This window comes from Paraburkholderia kirstenboschensis (assembly GCF_032806925.1).
Classification (GTDB): Bacteria; Pseudomonadota; Gammaproteobacteria; order Burkholderiales; family Burkholderiaceae; genus Paraburkholderia; species Paraburkholderia kirstenboschensis.
Map to the genome: position 1 here is coordinate 578,017 of NZ_CP136511.1, position 17,215 is coordinate 595,231.

General features: G+C 59.6%; 19 protein-coding genes and 2 pseudogenes. 15 read left to right on the plus strand and 6 right to left on the minus strand.

The annotated features are described in order from the left end of the window. Positions 1-265 precede the first annotated feature (265 nt). Entirely contained in the window at positions 266-1,267 is a 1,002-nt protein-coding gene (locus RW095_RS02920; RefSeq protein ID WP_317016330.1) for an aldo/keto reductase, read from the minus strand. 78 nt (positions 1,268-1,345) lie between these two features. Continuing rightward, complete coding sequence (locus RW095_RS02925) at positions 1,346-2,323, minus strand: oxidoreductase (protein ID WP_317016331.1); 978 nt, start codon at positions 2,321-2,323, stop codon at positions 1,346-1,348. Between the two features lie 272 nt (positions 2,324-2,595). Between RW095_RS02925 and RW095_RS02930 the strand changes: the two are divergent. Beyond that, positions 2,596-2,912: pseudogene (locus RW095_RS02930) on the plus strand (AraC family transcriptional regulator); the annotation flags it as partial. A 60-nt stretch (positions 2,913-2,972) separates the two neighbouring features. After that, positions 2,973-3,356, plus strand: coding sequence for an AraC family transcriptional regulator (locus RW095_RS02935; protein ID WP_317016334.1), 384 nt, complete (start codon positions 2,973-2,975; stop codon positions 3,354-3,356). A 184-nt stretch (positions 3,357-3,540) separates the two neighbouring features. Here RW095_RS02935 and RW095_RS02940 read toward each other — a convergent pair whose 3' ends face one another. After that, positions 3,541-4,857 (minus strand): IS5 family transposase, encoded by a 1,317-nt coding sequence (locus RW095_RS02940; protein ID WP_317016336.1) that lies wholly within the window; start codon positions 4,855-4,857, stop codon positions 3,541-3,543. 163 nt (positions 4,858-5,020) lie between these two features. Between RW095_RS02940 and RW095_RS02945 the strand changes: the two are divergent. Next, positions 5,021-5,815 (plus strand): annotated as a pseudogene (locus RW095_RS02945) (transposase); the annotation flags it as partial. On the opposite strand, the gene RW095_RS02950 reads toward RW095_RS02945, so the two are convergent. Both RW095_RS02950 and RW095_RS02955 read right to left on the minus strand, forming a co-directional pair. Then, positions 5,716-6,090 (minus strand): PPC domain-containing DNA-binding protein, encoded by a 375-nt coding sequence (locus tag RW095_RS02950; RefSeq protein ID WP_394365035.1) that lies wholly within the window; start codon positions 6,088-6,090, stop codon positions 5,716-5,718. The pseudogene RW095_RS02945 and the gene RW095_RS02950 overlap by 100 nt on opposite strands. 364 nt (positions 6,091-6,454) lie before the next feature. Beyond that, positions 6,455-7,039, minus strand: coding sequence for a hypothetical protein (locus RW095_RS02955; protein WP_317016338.1), 585 nt, complete (start codon positions 7,037-7,039; stop codon positions 6,455-6,457). A gap of 716 nt (positions 7,040-7,755) precedes the next feature. On the opposite strand from RW095_RS02955, the gene RW095_RS02960 reads away from it, so the two are divergent. The 3 genes from RW095_RS02960 (at position 7,756) to RW095_RS02970 (ending at position 9,515) form a co-directional block, all read left to right on the plus strand. Next, complete coding sequence (locus RW095_RS02960; RefSeq protein ID WP_317016130.1) at positions 7,756-8,511, plus strand: hypothetical protein; 756 nt, start codon at positions 7,756-7,758, stop codon at positions 8,509-8,511. A 475-nt stretch (positions 8,512-8,986) separates the two neighbouring features. Then, positions 8,987-9,148 carry a hypothetical protein gene (locus RW095_RS02965; protein ID WP_317016339.1) on the plus strand — a complete coding sequence of 54 codons (162 nt, stop codon included), beginning with the start codon at positions 8,987-8,989 and terminating at the stop codon, positions 9,146-9,148. Continuing rightward, positions 9,141-9,515: a hypothetical protein gene (locus tag RW095_RS02970; protein WP_317016341.1), complete on the plus strand. Its 375-nt coding sequence runs from the start codon at positions 9,141-9,143 to the stop codon at positions 9,513-9,515. The genes RW095_RS02965 and RW095_RS02970 overlap by 8 nt, the downstream gene beginning before the upstream one ends. A 161-nt stretch (positions 9,516-9,676) precedes the next feature. Here the strand turns inward: RW095_RS02970 and RW095_RS02975 are convergent, their stop codons facing one another. Beyond that, positions 9,677-10,078, minus strand: coding sequence for a hypothetical protein (locus tag RW095_RS02975; RefSeq protein WP_317016342.1), 402 nt, complete (start codon positions 10,076-10,078; stop codon positions 9,677-9,679). A gap of 218 nt (positions 10,079-10,296) precedes the next feature. On the opposite strand from RW095_RS02975, the gene RW095_RS02980 reads away from it, so the two are divergent. From RW095_RS02980 to RW095_RS03020, 9 genes are all read left to right on the plus strand, one after another. Beyond that, positions 10,297-11,238, plus strand: coding sequence for a tyrosine-type recombinase/integrase (locus RW095_RS02980; RefSeq protein ID WP_317016713.1), 942 nt, complete (start codon positions 10,297-10,299; stop codon positions 11,236-11,238). A gap of 99 nt (positions 11,239-11,337) precedes the next feature. After that, positions 11,338-11,796 (plus strand): hypothetical protein, encoded by a 459-nt coding sequence (locus RW095_RS02985; protein ID WP_317016344.1) that lies wholly within the window; start codon positions 11,338-11,340, stop codon positions 11,794-11,796. Beyond that, positions 11,793-12,116 (plus strand): hypothetical protein, encoded by a 324-nt coding sequence (locus RW095_RS02990; protein ID WP_317016345.1) that lies wholly within the window; start codon positions 11,793-11,795, stop codon positions 12,114-12,116. The genes RW095_RS02985 and RW095_RS02990 overlap by 4 nt, the downstream gene beginning before the upstream one ends. Positions 12,117-12,207: 91 nt before the next feature. Beyond that, positions 12,208-12,675 carry a hypothetical protein gene (locus tag RW095_RS02995; protein WP_317016347.1) on the plus strand — a complete coding sequence of 156 codons (468 nt, stop codon included), beginning with the start codon at positions 12,208-12,210 and terminating at the stop codon, positions 12,673-12,675. 67 nt (positions 12,676-12,742) lie between these two features. Further along, on the plus strand, positions 12,743-13,444 hold the full coding sequence (locus tag RW095_RS03000; RefSeq protein WP_317016348.1) for an IS6 family transposase: 702 nt from the start codon (positions 12,743-12,745) through the stop codon (positions 13,442-13,444). Between the two features lie 21 nt (positions 13,445-13,465). Next, entirely contained in the window at positions 13,466-15,652 is a 2,187-nt protein-coding gene (gene recD2, locus RW095_RS03005; protein WP_317016349.1) for an SF1B family DNA helicase RecD2, read from the plus strand. A 68-nt stretch (positions 15,653-15,720) separates the two neighbouring features. Next, complete coding sequence (locus tag RW095_RS03010; protein WP_317016350.1) at positions 15,721-15,954, plus strand: hypothetical protein; 234 nt, start codon at positions 15,721-15,723, stop codon at positions 15,952-15,954. Positions 15,955-16,174: 220 nt separating this feature from the next. After that, a complete protein-coding gene (locus RW095_RS03015) occupies positions 16,175-16,489 on the plus strand; it encodes a transposase (protein WP_317016305.1) in 315 nt (104 codons plus the stop codon). Further along, complete coding sequence (locus RW095_RS03020) at positions 16,486-17,145, plus strand: IS3 family transposase (RefSeq protein WP_317014820.1); 660 nt, start codon at positions 16,486-16,488, stop codon at positions 17,143-17,145. The genes RW095_RS03015 and RW095_RS03020 overlap by 4 nt, the downstream gene beginning before the upstream one ends. The last annotated feature ends 70 nt before the right edge of the window (positions 17,146-17,215 follow it).

A 17,215-nucleotide genomic window follows, 5' to 3' on the forward strand; every position in this document is an offset into this window, starting at 1 on the left:
GTCGATTGGAAAAAGGTCGCAAGCCCAATCGAAACGAACACAAATCCTTCAATTGCAGGACGCAAGATGACAATGCGCCGTCACACCTGTTCGGATGCTCTTGAATCATGTCAACAATCCGGTATGAGCCGTTACACGTAAGAAAAACACCCGATAACAACCAGCTACGCCAAGGCGGCCCCGAGCGCCAGAGCGCTAAGGGGCGGTGCGACGCGACAAACTAAACTCTTTCGACACGGCTTTGCCCCTGATTGAGGGGGGTGTCCTAGTGACCGAGCGTAGCCATCATTCCGGACGAATAGCGCTCGCCAGCTGCAGCGCCGAACGGAGCGGCTGCATCCAGGGCTTTCATCTCGTCCTGGGTCAGCGTGATAGCGACTGCGGCGACGTTCTCTTCGAGATACCTGATGCGTCGCGTTCCCGGAATGGGCACCGTTCCGGTACTTGTCACCCACGCAAGGGCGAGCTGAGAAGGCATGACGCCCTTTGCTTCAGCGATCTCGGTGATGCGGTCGACCAACAGTAAATTGGACTGGAGGTTCTCTCCCAAGAAGCGTGGATCGAACCGGCGGAAGTCGGTCGGATGCAGGTTATCCAGATTCTTCAGCGCACCGGTCAAGAAGCCCCGGCCGAGCGGCGAGTAGGAGACGAAACCGATTCCCAGCTCTCGGACCGTCGCCAGCACATCGTTGTGCTCGACGCCACGCTCGAACAGGGAATATTCCATTTGGACGGCCGTGAGCGGATGAACCGCGTGGGCTTTCCGGATCGTCTTTGCCGATGCCTCGGAAAGGCCGAGGTAGCGGATCTTGCCTTCGTGCACGAGGTCGGCCAGCGCGCCGATCGTCCCTTCGATCGGCGTTGCTGGATCGATGCGATGCAGGTAGACGAGGTCGATGACGTCGGTCCTCAGGCGCCGCAGCGATCCTTCGACCGACTTTCGGATATGCGACGGATCGCCCGTGACCAAGGGCTTCTCACCTTCCATGGCGAGCTTGCCGTGCTCGGTGAAGCGAAATCCTGCCTTGGTCGACAGGATGACCTTGTCGCGCTTGCCTATAAAGGCCTTGCCGAGAAGCTCCTCGTTCATGAATGGGCCGTAGACCTCCGCCGTATCAAAGAACGTCACACCGAGGTCGAGGGCTCGCATGAGGGTTGCAAGGCCTTCCTGCTCGTCGCTGGGCCCGTAGGTAGTGCTCATTCCCATGCACCCAAGGCCTTGCGCGCTGACCGCCATGCCTTGGCTCCCGAGTGATACTGTTCGCATGTTTTTCTCTCCTGGCTATGTTGCCATAGTGGTTAGTGATAAGGCGCGACTGGTTGTCCCGAATCGCATCGAATTTGCTCAATCCAGCGTCGCGTCCGTCAGTTGTTCGCTGAGCTGCCACAAACGGCCGGCGGAGATGGGGTCGATGGCATGGGGCCTGACGCCGTGCATTTCAGCGCTCCCGTCGCTGGGAAGCGCGATGGCGATGTCGCAATCGGCGCAGTAGACGCCGCCCATGCCGGCTAGTTGAGGGCTCGTCGCGCACCACACCGAGGTGGCGGCCCCCTGCTCGGGCGTCTTCTTGTTGTTTTCCGGATCAATGACCGGCTTGCCCTCGGCATCGAAGATCTGGCTCGCCTCGATCTCGGAGGGCAGCATGTGGCAAGCTAGCGGGGTGGCAATGCCACCGGGATGGACGGCGAATGCGCGCACGTTCCATTGGCGGCCGATTGAATCCAGCGCGACGGCGAACAAGGCGTTCGCGGTTTTGGCTCGGCCATAGGCTACCCATCGGTCGTATTCACGCCGCTCGAAATGAGGGTCGCGAAAATCGATGCCGGCGCGGCGATGTCCGTAGGAGCTGAGCGCTACGACGCGAGCCCCCTCCGCGCGCACAAGTGCGGGCCATAGCCGGCAGGTGAGTTGGAAATGGCCGAGGTGGTTGGCCGCGAACTGCATTTCGTAGCCGCGCGCATCGCGTGTCAGCGGTTCGGCCATGACTCCAGCGTTGTTGACAAGAACGTCCAGCTTGTCCGTCAGCGACAGTACGCGACTGGCGAATCGGTCTATCGCTGTAGGCTCCGGCAGGTCCATCACCTCCACTATGACGTCAGGCATGGTCGCGAGGGCTGCTTTAGCCTTGGCTGTATCGCGGGCCGGCACGATGACCCTGGCGCCTGCAGAACGGAATGCGCGGACGGTCTCGATTCCGATACCTGAAGCGCCGCCGGTTACCACGACGGTCTTGCCTGTAAGACTGATGCCACGGATCACCTCGTCGGCGGTCGAGGCGGGGCCGAAGCCTGAACCGATTGGTTTTTGAGGGGTGTGCGTCATACGGTTTCCTCGTTCAATTCTGCGTTTGGGACGCTCCATTGAATCGCAGGGACCGTTCGCGGCGGTAGCGCAATGCCGCCAATTTCTTGCACAATCCTATCAATTGGTGTTTCCGGAGCGGGTGCAATGCGCTGAGGCGTCTGGAGGCAGGCTTGGACCACTTGTATGAACTTCGCGCGCTGGTCGAGCGCCATGGCCAGGAAGGCCCGACTGAAACCGCCGTTGGCGGGCTGACGCTTTATGTCGAGACGGATCTCTCGGTGGTCACCTACGTGGTCCACCAGCCGGTTTTGGCCCTAATCCTCGGCGGGGCAAAGCGGACTGTGCTCGGCGGCCGGATATTCGACATCGTACCGGGCGACTACGTAGCCGTGTCCGTGGACCTGCCAGCGACAGGGCAGGTCACCCAGGCGCCATACTCCGCCGTCACGCTGGACCTGGACTTAGGCATGCTCGCGAGCTTGATCGCGGAGCCCATGACGCCTCAGGGGGCGCCGCCGGCGTGGAGGTCAACCACGCTGGGCCCGATTTGCTTGATGCGATGTGGAGATTGGTCAGGTTGCTCGACCGGCCGGAGGACATTGCAGTCCTTGCGCCCATGATTCGGCGCGAGGTGTTCTGGCGGATTCTGCAAAGCCCGTGTGGCCCCATGGTCCGTCAGATTGCCATGGCGGACAGCCGCCTCTCGCAGGTGAGCCGTGCCATCACATGGCTGCGCACCAATTTTTCGGAGTCGGTGCGGGTCGAACGCTTGGCCGCGTTGGCAGGGATGAGTCCAGTATCTTTCCACCGCCATTTCAAGGCGGCAACCGCCATGAGCCCGCTTCAATATCAAAAGCAAATCCGCCTCCAGACCGCTCGCGCCCGACTTTTAGCGCAACAAGGAGATGTCGCAGGCGTCGGCTTTAGCGTGGGATATGAAAGCCCGAGTCAATTCAGCCGTGAATACGCACGCCAATTTGGAGTGTCTCCCGCGCGTGACATGGCCCGTTTCCACGGGGCAGGAGAGCGCGCCCATTGCGTTGCAGACTAGCGATGCCAAAGGTTTCTCTCGTTCGAATTTCCCCAGGGAGCGTGTGGCCCGCAACGGACACCCATTAATAATCAGATTTACAACGTATTGAATTACGGTAACCATCTGATTGTGTTGAAAAAGTCGCCTGGCACTCGGATTCATAGGTAGTCGGCCCTGAACAATTCGTCTTGAGTTCCGGCGGTCACACCATCGCGTCGGTGGCCATTCTGAACAAAACAGCAAGAACGAAGGCATAAAGAAGCCGTAGCTTCCTGAGGATCATCCGCAGGTTGTGGCCAGCGCCGCACAGCACGGCGTGCAGTGCATCGCCCAGCGCACCCTTCAACCAGTTGCGCCCGAGCCTGCCATCGCTCTTCATGTGACCGATGGCAGGCTCGATCGCACTTCGCCGTTTGATCATCGCGCGTAGTCCGCATGTGATGCCGCGCCGCAGGCCGGGGTGATAGATCTTCACGCCATCAAGCGCAACGCCCTTGTAACCACGGTCCACGATGGCGACCTCTGGCGTAACGTCGCTGAGGATCGCGGCCTGCTCCAGCGCCTCAGCCAGCGTGTGGCCGTCGTATGGGTTGCCCGGCATTGAACGCATCCCCACCACGAGCCCTTCCTTGTGAGTCGTCGTGATCGACACTTTCACGCCGAATTCGTACGGTATGCGCGCCTTGCCCTTGGCCAGACACTCGACTTCCGGCGCGTGCAGCGCATACAGCTTGTTCTTGTCCTTCAGCTTCTGCGACAGAATCCGCTTCGTGCGGCCAATCAGTTCCTGCAATGCCGCGCGGCTGCAATCGGCCACCGCGTCGACTTGCCGCTCGACGTCGCGCATCACCCGACCCACACGCGAGCGCAACGTGCGCAGTGTCTTTCTCATCCGCTTGTATTGCTTCGCATGCGCGTAACGACTGATCTGGCTTGCCAGCCGTGGCGCCTCGCGATTGTAGTTCTGCCGCAGCTTCAGGCCGTGTCTCGCAGCGGCCTTCACCAGGTGTTCGCGACATCGTTCGAGCAGGCGTGAATCGGTCGGATACGCAATCGCCTTCTCCATGACCGTCGTGTCGACGATTACGCGTTTTACGCTCGAGGCCTTGATCACGCCGGCGCGCTTCGCTGCTTCAATCGTCTCTGCCAGCAACTCTTCAACGCCGGCTTCACCCAGCCGCTTGCGCCAGCGCGTCAGGCTCGATGGGTCGATTGGTGGCTGCGTCTGCAGGTAAGTCTCGCCCGTGAACACCTGCCAATACGGGTTCTCAACCCATTGCCACACAACCTCTTCGTCAGACAGGTCGAAGGCATGTTGCAGGTAGAGCAGACCCGCAATCAGGCGCGGTGATGTTGCCGGGCGGCCCTTGCCGGACACGAAGCTCTCGCTCATCGACGCGCCCAGCCGTTCCCAGTTGATCAGGTCCGTCAGGCGTACCAGCGGATGCTTCAGGTTGATCTGTTCACGCAGCGGTTGCCGGAAGAAATCTCCTTCCGTCACAGGTGTCTTGGGACCCATCCGCACCTCGTCAGAAATTGCAGGATTCCCGTACCAATATGCCAGGTCCCTGCAATTCCCACAACACCATTTCGGCCGTAAAGCCTCACCACACAAGGACTTCCGGATTGTTCAGGTTCGACTAGGTATCCTAGAACACATCGATCGACCGGAGTGCATCGTCATGATGGGTCAGTTGGGTGCCGGGCAAGACAAGCTTTTCTACTCGTTCAATCTCGATAGTCACGTGCCTCGTACACATCTGCTGCGAGGTATCGATCAGGTTCTTGATCTCGGTGATCTTCGCCAGCATCTTGCGCCGTTCTACAGCCCGATGGGCCGACCGTCGATTGACCCAGAACTCATGATTCGCATGCTGATAGTGGGCTACTGCTTCGGCATTCGCTCCGAGCGCAAGCTATGCGAAGAAGTCCATCTCAACCTTGCCTATCGATGGTTTTGTCGCCTGGGCCTGGAGGACGATGTACCTGAACATTCGACGTTCTCCAAGAATCGCCATGGGCGTTTTCGCGACAGCGATGTGTTGCGTCACGTGTTCGAGTCGGTGCTGAGCCGTTGCATGGCCGAGGGGCTCGTCAAGGGTGAAGGATTCGCCATTGATGCAAGTATCATCAAGGCCGATGCGAGCCGTCTCAGCGCGGTGGCGGGAACGCAGCCTTTTGATTGGGGGCATGTCGCCGGGCAAAGTCGCGCCGTCCGGGAATATCTCCGTGGGCTTGAGGAAGCCAATCCGGTGAGCGCCGACACAGCGGAACCATCAGGGTCATCGGCGACGCCAAAGAAGATATCCCTGACCGATCCTGCCTCGAGCTGGACAGCGGCTTCCGGTAGCCCTGCCTTCTTTGCCTACTCGACCAACTATCTGATTGATCTGCACGCGGGGATCATCGTAGACGTCGAAGCGACAGCCGCGAACCGAACATACGAAGTGGACTCGACCAGGACCGTGCAACCGCGTCCCACATGACCACCGAATACTCGACCGCGCGGGTCGGCAACCGACATGTGCAGATGCGCTCCATCAAATGATATGGACCCAGCGAGCGTCAGGATTTCCAGATCGTCGCGCAGCTCCGTAGGATCTTCGTTCCCGGCAAATCGGAATTGGGCAACGCTGAGGCTCCCGATGCCCTGGATCACGAAGGCCGCCGGCACCTTGGCTTGGCGCAGCACGTCTTCGAGGGCGACACGTAGATCGTCACCGGGAAAGAGACGCAACGGATGTGCTTGCATCGCGCGGTTTTTGGTTCGGGGCCAGGTGATAGGTTAAGGCGGATTGAGTTCGGCCACAATTGAGCGGCAGCATTCGCGGAGAACGCCGTCGTAGGGACGACAATCGGATAACTGGCGAGGTTCGGCATCGGGCTGGGGTCGGCCAGCTGCGGTCACTGGCCTATCCTACAAAGCGGCCACTGAAAGGGCCGGTTCGCTCAAAAAGCAGTCCGTCGACCGGCGCCTGTGCGGGACGTTGCTAGCGTCGAAGAGTTCGAACTTGTGTGCCGGCCAGTGCGCGGCAAGTGTTGCACGCCACTTCATAGTGCTTCGTGGTGTCCTGGAAGCAGAGACAGGCCGCCGGAGTTGTAGCTGGGCATTGCTTTTATTTGCCGGTCACGTTTGGCATCGGACACCCCGATGCGGGCTTTTTTTGTTTAGAAGAACGAGTGCAGGTGGAAGGCATGATTCGAATCCCGCCATTCGAACAGTCGCATTGTGAACCCTCAACAACGATCTTCTCGGGTGAAGATGCGGAGGGAGTGAGATTGGGAATCCAATAGAACGGATACCCGCTAACTGTCTCTTTAGATTGATCATCCTTGGACGCCGGCAAAGCAAAAACACCCACCAACATCATAAGAAAAACCCCAACGACAAATGCAATTGCTGAGAGAGCGCTAGGCCACTTTATCTCCGGCTCATATATATCCCCCTTTTTGGGATCATCCGGATGTCGCCCTAGACGACCCGCCATACTAAAAAGGCTCCCGACACCCATCAGAATCGCGAAGAAAAGAATGAACCATGATAACTTTACAACGGTGGCCCATCCGACGCTTAGTTTCACCAGAAGGCTTGTTCCGAAGGTTACCTCGAAGCCCAGTATCGCAGTCGCGAGGGTAAGAATCGCCTTAATGCTCTCCAGGGCGGTTGTGTAGGCGGCCTTGGTTCTATCGTTGGCATCCATTTTCGTTAGAAAAAAGGCCAAACATGAATGCGACGGCCTTTTATAATCAGTAATACGTTAACGTCTATTTCTCGTCGGTTCTGAAATATCGACTCTCGATGGGCATCTTCTAGAAACGATTGAAAATCTCGAAGGGCGCCTTGATACACACCGCCGCCAGGAACGACATTCCTCGCGTATAACTCCTGCAGTCCAGCATCTGCCAGTTGGTACACCTCGACCGAAGCGTCATGGCTAAAATGGAAACCACCGATAACGTGTTCATAGTCGGGAGTGGGCATGATTTTTTAGGTGCGCTTTAAATTTACGTTCATCTTCCGCCGAGAACTGCGTCGGGGCTCAGACCCCTGTATCTGTGCTAACTAGGGTCGCCCCGACACAAATGAATATAGGCAATCTTCAGCAATACGCAATGACCATTCTTTGTCGCAGCTGCTATGTCTCAGAGGCAAGATAACCTACCAACCCCGTGACTCGATGCATGACCGCTGCGCCTTTGAAAGCAGTCTTAGATCGTAAGCGCCACCGAGCGGCAGCTCCGGGTCGATCTTCGCCTGTCGGCGAGCAGACGAGCCACCGTTCAGCAGTTGATAACACCGGCGAATGTGATTGACGTGTAGAACGGTCGCCAGGCATGGGGCGCTAAAATTGTACGTAGCATTGGTCCGTTTCGTGGAATCGATTGCCCCATCCCGATCTATCAACGGCAGGCAACCATGAACACTCACTACGCGTGTTTCGTTCGTCCGGCGCTGGCTGCAATTTGCGTGGCTTCCCTCGCAACGCTCGCCGCTTGCGGCCCAAACGCCTGTATCGGCCTCGACAGTTGCGGTGGCGGAAACGTGACACCAACCACCGTCGCAATATCCGGCACGGCCGCCACCGGTAGTGCGGTCGCCAGCGCGACGGTCAGCTTCAGTTGCGTGCAGGGCTCGGGCTCCACCCTGTCCGACGGCGGTGGACACTACGCGATCACGTTCAATGCCACGCCTCCCTGCATCCTCACCGTGACCTCTGGTGGCATTGGCCTGCATTCACTGGCATTTGCCGGCGGCACCTTCAATACGACGCCAGAGACCGAACTGATGTTTGTCTACATCGCTTCGCAACTCGGCACGAGCGAGAGCGGTCTGATAGCGGGCTTCCCGACCAATTCACGGTTTCAGCAGGTGCTGGCAAACCAGGCCGACGTGCAGGCTGCGCAATCGGCAGTCGTCACGAATCTGCAGCAGCGCTATGCGGTCACGCTGATGGCACCAGCGTTTCTAACGACATCCTTTACCGTTGGCCAAATAGGTGTCGACAGCGACCTGGGCGCGCTAGCGGCAGCAGGCGCCCTCGACGCGAATGGCATGCCCGATCAGGCCGCCGTCTCGCTGCTGTCCGCGGCGGGTCTCGCCCATCCGCTTAGAGCGACGTCCGCACCTTCTTCCGGCACTGGCAGTACTGGCAGCAACAGCGGAAAGATGTGACGTGCGGCGAGCCCGGGGCCATGGAGTCAGCCCCGGTGCCACAAGAGATTGCGCTCATCTACCTGGAAGAACATCACCCCTCTTCCCGCTGCGCAGCGTGGGCCGTGAGGATTGTGGACCGGAGTCGGCCAAGAAGCGCCGCTCGCAACTTCGCCATGCGAGTCGCTAGAGCGGCCGCTTACCTCGGGAGCGGCCAATACGAGTGCTGGACAAACCGCGGGGACAGGTAGAAATATGCCGGTGCATATTTCGTTGCAAAGAATGCGGCAGACGATAGCCCGTCAGGAACAGTGCGGCCATAAATCGCAATTCGTTCATCGCTGCTCGGATGTTAGGGCGCCAAAGAGGACAACCGAGAAGCAGGCAGCTTAAGTTGCAAGCCATGCCTGAGGTTCATCACATCTTGAATCTGAGCCTCAAGTTTACTGGACGTTTGACCGATAACATGTCGCGGGACCACCTACTGGAAAAAAGCATGTTTGACCTACTCGTGAAACTCTTCAACATGATCATGGGACTTTGGGACAAGCTCCCTGAGTCTGCCAAGGAGGCGATCATAAAGGCCGCGGTAGATACGTTCGAAGCCATCTTCCGAGCCTATTTCAAGTCGCAGAAGGGAGGAGAAGCAAATGCTTGAGATCAAACCAAAACTTCCGTCCAGCGTGGCGGTTTCTGGCGGCGGGGATGAAAGCAAGAAGACGAGCCTCAAGGAATTCCTTAGTTCGAAACAGGGAGCAGCTGCCCTTCAGGGGACCGGACTTGCACTCACGAGCAGCCTGCACACGACCATTGCGGGAATCGCTGGAACTGCATCTATCTTCGGGAGCAAAGAGACTGAAGAACGCTTTGCTCAGGGGGTGACGGACATTGTCCAGAGCGAAGACTTCACTGATGAACTGAGCCGCGTCATCGGTAAGCCTTTGCCTACCGAGACTGAAGATGCTTTCGTTGCAAGAGCCAAGGCAAAAATGACTATTTTGCTTAAAAAGAAGCTCTCGAAGTAACAAATAAGGCCCGTTTTACGGGCCTTTTAGCGTGCTGTCAGCCACTTTCGCAAGAGGATGTGTGATGCGCACTTTGGCGTCGATCAGGTCGGTTGCTGCCCTACCCCGCGAACGACCGCTCGTTCCTTGACGTGAATGCGACGGACAGTCGCGTATCGCCGTCAGTAGCCACGCCCGCTGAAGCGTGAGATGACCGAATTGGTTTGAGCGGCGGCCAGCTCCGCGCGCAGGTCGGCCCATCTGGCGATCAGCGTTGGATCCGGCGCCAGGAAAAGCGGCCGCGTTGTCCAGCCGACGACATGAGTGCCGTTCCATTGCGTCTCGAAGATGCGCATGTCTTCGTCCTCGCTCACGCCCGCGTTCACCAGATCCTCAAACGACTCGAGGTTGAACAGTTCGAGTTCGTCCTGATGGATGCCCGATATCAGCGATATCGCTGCGGAGAAGAAACGCCGCGCCTCCTCGCGGCTGGCACACAGCGCGAACGCGTCGACGATCCCGTCAGGCGTCTGCCACATCATCCGGTAAAGCAGCTTGCGGCACTGCGGCGATTGCTCGCTCATAGAAAACCACATGTTTCCGGCGCAGCAGCGCGCCTTGACATTGCGTGGCGATCTGTACGATAGGCCGCAGATGCCTTTCTTGCCTTTCACCAATACCCGCAGATGAATTATCGTCTCCCCTCGCCGGCCGTGCAGCCCCCCGTCCTTCTGATGGCAAGGTCTTCGCGAAGCGTCAGCTTCGCTATGATGAGGAAAGCGTCTTTTCAGTATATACATTTATGAATGCAGACCTGTGGCGGTCCGATCCCGAAACGGCCTACGGTGAATGGCAACGCGCAGAAGCCACCGGCGCGGACAGGCGGGCGTTTTCCGAGCGTTCCATCGTCCAGCACCGCTCGATGTTCGCCCGCTTCCAGCGTTATCTGACAAGCCGAGGCGTGACGGTTGCGGAGTTCGGCACCGATCATATCGACGGCTTCTTCGCCGACCTCGATCGCGACTGCGCGCCGGGCACATCGACACGACTGCGCTATCTGAAATTGCTGGACCGGCTCTCGCGCCACCTTGCGCTGCTCGGCCTGCGCGCCGACAACCCGGCCGCAAGCCTGCTTCCCCAGGAGCACTGGCCGGAGGACGAGCCGATGCCGGTTTTCCTGTGGCCAGATGAGGATGCGCGATTGCAGGAGCTTTGCCGCGTAGTGGACTTCGAGTCGTTCAAGGAGATGCGCAACCGCGCGATCGTCGCGATGCTGCTTGGCACCGGGATCACCGCTGCTGAACTGGCGGCCGTCACCGTCGATGACCTTGAGGTAGGCGCACGACCCAGCGTGTTCGTCAGGAAACGTGGGCCACGTCTTGCGCGCCGTGTGCCCGTTGACGGGTTTGCAGCCGAACTGCTGCGCGCCTACGGGAAGGCGCGGATCGGACTGTCCGTCAGTGATGGTCTGCTTTTCATCGCGACGGCTGGGGGGAAGCCGATGAAGCCCGCCACGCTTGGGCAGTGTGTGCGCGCGGCACTGCGGCTCGTCGACGCGGCGGCCACTGACGAGAGCCCGCGACTGCTTCGCAACACGTACGGACGCAGGCATCTGCTGGAAGGCAAGACCAACGAACAGGTGAGCAACCTGTTGGGCCTCTCCAGCCACAGAACGGCCACGCGGTTACGCGAAACCATCGCGGACCCCGGCGATGACGACGATCAGACGGGGGCCACAGCCTAGCTCTCGCGCGTTCCGCCGCCGCCTTGACTTTGGCGAGCGACGCGTAGCCTGGTAAGTGAGCCGTACACGGAGTGCGGCCACACTTACGGGGCCTCAGCCATGATCTACAAAAGCGCTTTCCGGGACATCATCTACCCGGCGCAGAACCGGGAGCCGCGCGCCACGCGCTACCGCATCGTGCTGGCGAAAAAAACCTCGCGACTCGTGCGCGCGATCGTTCATCTTGTCGCTGATGAGCCGGCGCAGCCAGAAAGCACCGACCTTCCCGCGGCTATCGACGTGATCCTGAACCGAATCATCGACGGAGAACTGAGGGGCGTGCGGCACGACTGCATCCGGGTTGTGGTTCAGACCGGCGCGCAACTCACCGACTATCCCATCACCTATAACGCGCTGGAATTGAAGGGCTCGGGTGGCCGCGCGCCGCGGACACCGGGCACTACCGATCAGCCGATCCACATCCGCTCGATTGACGTGGTCGGCGGTTCGGTCGCGTTTTATGTCGACCACGAGGGCGGCAAGCCGGCGAGCGCCGTCGTTGCGAGAATGCTGCGATGAATGACGCCCTCTCTCCCCAATACGCCGTCGGCCGATGGGAGTCGCTGTGGGCCAGCCATCCCTACATGTCGCACCGCATCCTCATCGACCTGCGTACAAGAAAAGTCGTTGCTGGCGAGCATCGCTACTACAAGGCATGGCACTACATGAGCGTGCCCGACCTTATGTATATGCAGCAGATACTGGACGAGACTTTCGACGACATCTTCGACGAGCCGGCCGAGTATGAGTTTGAAGTGGTCGCAGAGCCGCCGTTCTGGGCACTCAAGGCATGGCCGTGGCCGCGCCTTCCAGCGTTGACAGACGACGAACCTGACTGAAGGTTCGACCACCGACGCGACGCTTTTCACGCGGGCAGACGGATTGCTCGGCATGCACTATCGTGAATAAGGCGCGTGGCGGGAGAGAGCGATGTTCCGGTGCTACCTGATCGATCCGGCGGGACGATCCATCGAACAGGTGGAAGAAGGATTCGCTCGCGCGGCCGAACTGACTGGCAGCGAAGCGCCCCAGCTGGACACGCTGTGGTCAAACGCCGCCGATCCCGACTCGTGCGTGGATCTGATCTACGATCCGGACGCGGACGAGCAACCCTCTTTCCGCCTACGTCTGCAGCACGCGGGCAAGGTGATCGAACGCGTGCTCGCCGGGCCCGCCGTGCTCGTCGCGTGCGGCGCCGTCCCTGACGGGTTGGCTCACCAACTTGCAACCCAAGACGCTGTCGCGTCTGCTGTCGACTTCACGACTGCCGACACCACTGAGATCGCCGGATGGCTCAGATCAAAACTGCCGCAAGGTCAAAGTCCCGCTCGACGCGACCGCCCCGTACGAACCGCAGAAACTGAGCAGCGTCGCCCGGGTTGGCGCGTCCGTCAATAATTCGGGTTTTGTCGCAACAAGGCCTTCTGTTAATCTGCGCGGATCGAAACGGTCGCGTGGGTGAGGAATGAAGACGCTGGATCCGGGTGTGGCACGGGTGCTTAAACGGCTGCACTATCCTCTGGAAGTAATGCTGACCTGCGTGCGTTGGTACGTTGCCTATCCGCTTAGCTTGCGTCATCTCGAGGAAATGATGGCCGAACGTGGGATTGCGGTGGATCATTCCACGGTGCACCGCTGGGCCATCAAGCTTCTGCCCGCGCTTGAGAAGGCCTTCCGCCGGTGCAAGCGAGCGGTCGGCAAGAGCTGGAGGATGGACGAAACCTATGTGAGGGTCCGGGGCGAATGGAAGTACCTCTACCGGGCCGTGGAGAAAGAAGGCAACACGGTCGATTTTCTTCTGCGAGCCAGGCGGAACAAGGCTGCTGCCCAGCGGTATTTCGAAAAATCGATCCGGCAAAACGGCGTACCCGAGACGGTGACGATCGACAAAAGCGGAGCTAATCTGGCCGCGCTGCACGCGATGAACGCCGAGTGCGACACACCCATTGAGATCCGTCAGGTCAAGTATCTCAACAACGTGGTTGAACAGGACCATCGGGCCATCAAACGCATCATCCGACCGATGCTCGGGTTCAAGGACTTCCGCTGCGCGCGCGTCATTCTCAGTGGCATCGAGATCATGCATATGATTGCCAAAGGGCAGATGATACACACTGGCAAAATCAAGCCATCTGCAGCCTGCCAGTTTTACTCGTTGGTTATGTAAGCTATCCTCATCATATTGCCTTTGTACGACTTAACCGTCTTACTGCGACAGAACCAACCAGATCGGCTCGCGGGACTCGTCGAGCGCGTTACGTTCCACAACGCCGATAGCGGCTTCTGCGTCCTGCGGCTGAAGGTCAAGGGCGAGCGTGAACTCATCACCCTGGTCGGGCACACCCCGACCGTAGCGCCAGGCGAGTACGCCTCAGCGTCGGGTACATGGGTCACGGATCGAGAGCACGGCAGGCAGTTCAAGGCAGTCTTCGTCAGGATTTCGCCACCGAACACGCTGAACGGCATTGAGCGCTACCTCGGCTCCGGGATGGTCAAGGGTATTGGTCCGGTGTACGCCGGTCGGCTGGTCAAGGCCTTCGGTGCCGCCGTATTCGACATCATCGAGCAGACACCGGAACGGCTTCGGGAGGTCGAGGGGATTGGTGCGATACGTGCCCGAAAGATCACCTCGGGCTGGGCTGACCAGAAGATCATCCGCGAGATCATGGTCTTCCTGCATGGCAACGGCGTTTCGACGTCCCGCGCCGTGCGGATTTTCAAGACCTATGGCCAGGCCGCCATTGCTATCGTCACGGAAAATCCTTACCGGTTGGCCCGGGACATTCGTGGCATCGGGTTCCTGTCGGCCGATACCATCGCGCAGAAGATCGGTATCGCACATGACTCCCCGCTGCGTGCGCGGGCCGGCGTCTCCTACGCGTTGTCCGAAGCGGCCGGAGAAGGTCACTGCGGCTTGCCGCGGAGCCAGCTCGTGTCGCTTGCCGTGAAGCTGCTCGAAATCCCGCAACCCATCGTCGAGGATGCGATCGACCAGGAACTGGCAGAGGAAATCGTGATCGCCGATACCGTTGACGGCGTTCCCAGCGTTTTCCTCGCGCAGCTGTACAACGCCGAGCGTTCCATCGTCTCGCAGGTGCAGCGCCTGGAGTCTGGATCGCCGCCATGGACCGCATTTGACGCCGACAAGGCAATACCGTGGGTTGAGCAAAAACTTGCGATCCAGCTTGCCGATAGCCAGAAGCAGGCGATCCGTCTGGCTCTCTCGTCAAAGCTGCTGGTCATCACCGGCGGGCCTGGCGTCGGGAAGACGACACTGGTCAATTCGATACTGACGATCCTGCGTGCAAAACAGGTGAAGGCGCTGTTGTGCGCCCCAACCGGACGGGCGGCCAAGCGGTTGTCGGAATCGACCGGGCTAGAAGCGAAGACGATCCACCGGCTGCTTGAAGTCAATCCAGCCAATGGGCAATTCAAGCGCAACGAGGAGTCGCCGCTCGAATGTGATCTGCTGGTGGCCGACGAGTGCTCGATGGTGGACGTGCCGCTGGCAAACCAGTTGCTGAAGGCGGTGGCGAGCACCACTGCCGTGATCTTCGTCGGGGACGTGGATCAGCTGCCCTCGGTTGGCCCGGGACAGGTCCTCGCGGATCTGATCGAGTCGGGCGCGGTGCCTGTCGTGCGCCTGACCGAAGTGTTCCGGCAGGCCGCCACGTCACGCATCGTCCGGAGCGCCCACCAGATCAATCAGGGGCTGTTCCCGTCCCTTCCGGAAAAAGGCGAAGAGTCAGATTTCTATTTCGTGCCGGCCGACGAACCCGAGGCGATTGCCCAGACCGTCGTAGATCTGGTCAAGACCCGGTTACCCAGAAAATTCCAGCTGGATCCCGTGCGCGATATTCAGGTGCTGTGCCCGATGAACCGCAGTCTCACCGGTGCTCGCGGCATCAACCAGATGTTGCAGGAGGCGCTGAACCCGCCGGGCGAACACAGTATCGAGAAGTTCGGCTATCGCTTCAGCGTCGCCGACAAGGTCATGCAGATCGAGAACAACTACGACAAGGATGTCTATAACGGCGACATTGGATTTGTGACCCACATCGACGCTGAAGAGCAGGAGCTCACAGCGACCTTTGATGAGCACATCGTAACCTACGCATTTGGCGAACTGGATGAGCTGGTCCTGTGTTACGCGACGACCATCCACAAATCCCAGGGATCGGAATATCCGGTTGTGGTGATTCCCGTCTCGACCCAGCACTACATGATGCTCAAGCGCAACCTGATCTACACCGGCATCACGCGAGGCAAGCGCCTCGTTGTACTGGTCGGGCAGAAGCGTGCGCTGGCGATTGCGGTCAAGGGCAAGCAGACGGAACGTCGCTGGTCGAAGCTCGCCGAATGGTTATCGCCGTAATGCGGACTCCCTTCTGTGCGCTGATAAATCCTGCACAGAAGGGATCGCCCTTCAAAGTCAGGGCAGTCATGGATTACCGCGTCAGTTATGAACACAGCCTGCAGAACATCTTCGACGAGCTGCGATGGAACTTGGACGATAAATTCGTCCGGTTTATTTACCAGCTAATGTGCCACGCGCTCTTCTGCCTGAATAATTACCGACCTTATCCTGAAGCGCTCGCCGCGAATCGGGAAAATCCGGCATCTGCGGATTCTCTGAAGACGCCCAGCCTGCATCTATCCAGGGACGTCGTTGTTTGAAAGGCTGACCGTCCTCGTGGGTCGGCATGTCTCGTCCCGCGTGCGGCAGCAAACGGGCCATGAACGGCCGGTCGACTGCCTACTGAGGCGGACGTTAGAACGGCCGCTTCACTCAGTTAAGGGACGTTCAGCCCACGATCTTGTTCGGCGTGTTACCGGGGCGTACTGAAGTTGACCCGTGAAAACGGACACCTATTCTTTTTGAAGAGGAGGTGTCGAAATGGGCAAGACTCGTACACCGTACCCGGCGGAGTTCCGGGCGCATATGGTGGAATTGGTCAAGGCCGGGCGTACACCGCAGGAGCTCGCGCTGGAGTTCGAACCGACGGCACAGACCATCGTCAACTGGTGCGCGCAGGCTGAGCGTGATGCTGGCGTACGGCATGACGGGCTGACCACGGCTGAACGGCAGGAACTGACGCGTCTGCGCCGTGAGAATCGCCAGTTAAAAATGGAGCGCGACATTCTCTCGCAGGCTGCGGCCTGGTTCGCGAGAGAGACGGGAGCCGTGCCACCGAAGGGTACGGATTCATGAAAACGAACCGGGCCCGCTGGCCCATTGCCAGGATGGCACGGCTGCTCGGGGTCTCGACGAGCGGTTTCTACGCGTGGCTGGTACGCGAGCCATCGCAGCAAGCATCCAGCGATGCGCTGCTGCTGGCGCGCATCCGTACGCTGCATGCGAGCTCGCGCGGGACGTATGGCGCGCCACGTATCCACGCGCAGCTCGCACGCGAAGGCATGCACGTGGGACGCAAGCGGGTGGCGCGGCTCATGCGCATGGCAGGGTTGTGTGGGGCCAGCCGGCGGCGCTGGCCACGAACCACGCGGCAACGTGCGGGGGCACGGCGCGCACCCGACCTGGTACGCCGGCACTTCAGCGCTGATGCGATGAACGTGCTGTGGGTTGCAGATGCCACCTACATCCCGACTGACGAGGGCTTTCTGTATCTGGCCGTGGTGCTCGACGTGTTCAGCCGGCGCATCGTTGGCTGGGCGATGTCCAATCATCTGTATACGGAACTGATGCTGCGAGCGCTGGACATGGCATTGCAGCAGCGCCACCACGATGGGGTGATTCTGCATTCGGACAGTAAGAATACGGGTACCAGATGTTTCCGGGCAGTCACCGTTTCGAAAGAGGGGCTTTCGGGAGAGGTCTGGTGCCGTAGAGCGTTCCGGGCGACCTGACCCACATTCCGATCGACTCAATGTCTTTCCCTGGACCCGTCGGTCCTCTGGAACTGCCGAACGGCGAGGT

Bases quoted from the DNA above. Each gene is read 5' to 3' on its own strand.
- RW095_RS02920 (WP_317016330.1), bottom strand. From the start codon at position 1,267: ATGCGAACAGTATCACTCGGGAGCCAAGGCATGGCGGTCAGCGCGCAA.
- RW095_RS02925 (WP_317016331.1), bottom strand. From the start codon at position 2,323: ATGACGCACACCCCTCAAAAACCAATCGGTTCAGGCTTCGGCCCCGCC.
- RW095_RS02935 (WP_317016334.1), top strand. From the start codon at position 2,973: ATGGTCCGTCAGATTGCCATGGCGGACAGCCGCCTCTCGCAGGTGAGC.
- RW095_RS02940 (WP_317016336.1), bottom strand. From the start codon at position 4,857: ATGGGTCCCAAGACACCTGTGACGGAAGGAGATTTCTTCCGGCAACCG.
- RW095_RS02950 (WP_394365035.1), bottom strand. From the start codon at position 6,090: ATGCAAGCACATCCGTTGCGTCTCTTTCCCGGTGACGATCTACGTGTC.
- RW095_RS02955 (WP_317016338.1), bottom strand. From the start codon at position 7,039: ATGGATGCCAACGATAGAACCAAGGCCGCCTACACAACCGCCCTGGAG.
- RW095_RS02960 (WP_317016130.1), top strand. From the start codon at position 7,756: ATGAACACTCACTACGCGTGTTTCGTTCGTCCGGCGCTGGCTGCAATT.
- RW095_RS02965 (WP_317016339.1), top strand. From the start codon at position 8,987: ATGTTTGACCTACTCGTGAAACTCTTCAACATGATCATGGGACTTTGG.
- RW095_RS02970 (WP_317016341.1), top strand. From the start codon at position 9,141: ATGCTTGAGATCAAACCAAAACTTCCGTCCAGCGTGGCGGTTTCTGGC.
- RW095_RS02975 (WP_317016342.1), bottom strand. From the start codon at position 10,078: ATGAGCGAGCAATCGCCGCAGTGCCGCAAGCTGCTTTACCGGATGATG.
- RW095_RS02980 (WP_317016713.1), top strand. From the start codon at position 10,297: ATGAATGCAGACCTGTGGCGGTCCGATCCCGAAACGGCCTACGGTGAA.
- RW095_RS02985 (WP_317016344.1), top strand. From the start codon at position 11,338: ATGATCTACAAAAGCGCTTTCCGGGACATCATCTACCCGGCGCAGAAC.
- RW095_RS02990 (WP_317016345.1), top strand. From the start codon at position 11,793: ATGAATGACGCCCTCTCTCCCCAATACGCCGTCGGCCGATGGGAGTCG.
- RW095_RS02995 (WP_317016347.1), top strand. From the start codon at position 12,208: ATGTTCCGGTGCTACCTGATCGATCCGGCGGGACGATCCATCGAACAG.
- RW095_RS03000 (WP_317016348.1), top strand. From the start codon at position 12,743: ATGAAGACGCTGGATCCGGGTGTGGCACGGGTGCTTAAACGGCTGCAC.
- RW095_RS03010 (WP_317016350.1), top strand. From the start codon at position 15,721: ATGGATTACCGCGTCAGTTATGAACACAGCCTGCAGAACATCTTCGAC.
- RW095_RS03015 (WP_317016305.1), top strand. From the start codon at position 16,175: ATGGGCAAGACTCGTACACCGTACCCGGCGGAGTTCCGGGCGCATATG.
- RW095_RS03020 (WP_317014820.1), top strand. From the start codon at position 16,486: ATGAAAACGAACCGGGCCCGCTGGCCCATTGCCAGGATGGCACGGCTG.